This window comes from Texcoconibacillus texcoconensis, from assembly GCF_014202575.1.
GTDB lineage: Bacteria > Bacillota > Bacilli > Bacillales > Salisediminibacteriaceae > Texcoconibacillus > Texcoconibacillus texcoconensis.
In genome coordinates this window covers 1,498-3,060 of record NZ_JACHHB010000032.1, presented here as the reverse complement: position 1 = coordinate 3,060, position 1,563 = coordinate 1,498, and the positions used below count along the sequence as shown (strand labels likewise).

Sequence of the window (1,563 nt, the reverse complement as noted above, 5' to 3'; positions counted from 1 at the left end):
GATCATCGCCAAATGTGACTAACTATAGGTTAAGCTAGAAAGGGCGCACGGTGGATGCCTTGGCACTAGGAGCCGAAGAAGGACGGGACGAACACCGATATGCCTCGGCGAGCTGTAAGTAAGCTTTGACCCGGGGATTTCCGAATGGGGAAACCCACTGCCTGTAATGAGGTAGTATTTATCTCTGAATCCATAGGAGATAAAAGGCAAACCTGGGGAACTGAAACATCTCAGTACCCAGAGGAAGAGAAAGCAAATGCGATTTCCTGAGTAGCGGCGAGCGAAACGGAAACAGCCCAAACCGAAAGGCTTGCCTTTCGGGGTTGTAGGACACTCCTACGGAGTTAGAAAGAAACGGCGTAGACGAAGCGACTTGGAAAGGTCCGCGAGACAAGGTAATAGCCCTGTAGTCGAAATGCCGTTTCCTCCGGAGTGGATCCTGAGTACGGCGGGACACGAGAAACCCCGTCGGAATCTGGGAGGACCATCTCCCAAGGCTAAATACTCCCTAGTGACCGATAGTGAACCAGTACCGTGAGGGAAAGGTGAAAAGCACCCCGGGAGGGGAGTGAAATAGAACCTGAAACCGTGTGCCTACAAGTAGTTGGAGCCCGTTAATGGGTGACAGCGTGCCTTTTGTAGAATGAACCGGCGAGTGACGATGTCGTGCAAGGTTAAGCTGAAGAGGCGGAGCCGCAGCGAAAGCGAGTCTGAATAGGGCGAATAAGTACGCCGTCGTCGACCCGAAACCGGGTGACCTACCCATGTCCAGGGTGAAGTCCAGGTAACACTGGATGGAGGCCCGAACCCACGCAAGTTGAAAATTGCGGGGATGAGGTGTGGGTAGAGGTGAAATGCCAATCGAACTCGGAGATAGCTGGTTCTCCCCGAAATAGCTTTAGGGCTAGCCTCGATGTAAGAGTCTTGGAGGTAGAGCACTGATTGGACGAGGGGTCCCCATCGGATTACCGAATTCAGTCAAACTCCGAATGCCAACGACTTGTTCATCGGGAGTCAGACTGCGAGTGCTAAGATCCGTAGTCGAGAGGGAAACAGCCCAGACCATCAGCTAAGGTCCCAAAGTATACGTTAAGTGGAGAAGGATGTGGAGTTGCTTAGACAACCAGGATGTTGGCTTAGAAGCAGCCATCATTGAAAGAGTGCGTAATAGCTCACTGGTCGAGTGACTCTGCGCCGAAAATGTACCGGGGCTAAACGTATCACCGAAGCTATGGGCGGTCCAACGGACCGTGGTAGGGGAGCGTTCCAAGGGCGTTGAAGTTCGACCGAGAGGACGGATGGAGCGCTTGGAAGTGAGAATGCCGGTATGAGTAGCGAAAAGAGGGGTGAGAATCCCCTCCGTCGAAAGCCTAAGGTTTCCTGAGGAAGGCTCGTCCGCTCAGGGTTAGTCGGGACCTAAGCCGAGGCCGAAAGGCGTAGGCGATGGACAACAGGTTGAAATTCCTGTACCACCTCCTTTCCATTTGAGTGAAGGGGTGACGCAGTAAGGTAGGGTGAGCGCGCTATTGGACATGCGCGTCTAAACTGTTAGGCTGATAACGA

The 1,563-nt window shown here is 53.1% G+C and carries 1 rRNA gene (only partly in view); it reads left to right on the top strand.

Going from position 1 to position 1,563, the window contains the following annotated elements:
- Window positions 1–27 precede the first annotated feature (27 nt).
- Window positions 28–1,563, top strand: a 23S ribosomal RNA gene (locus HNQ41_RS16455) (it continues 1,475 nt past the right edge of the window).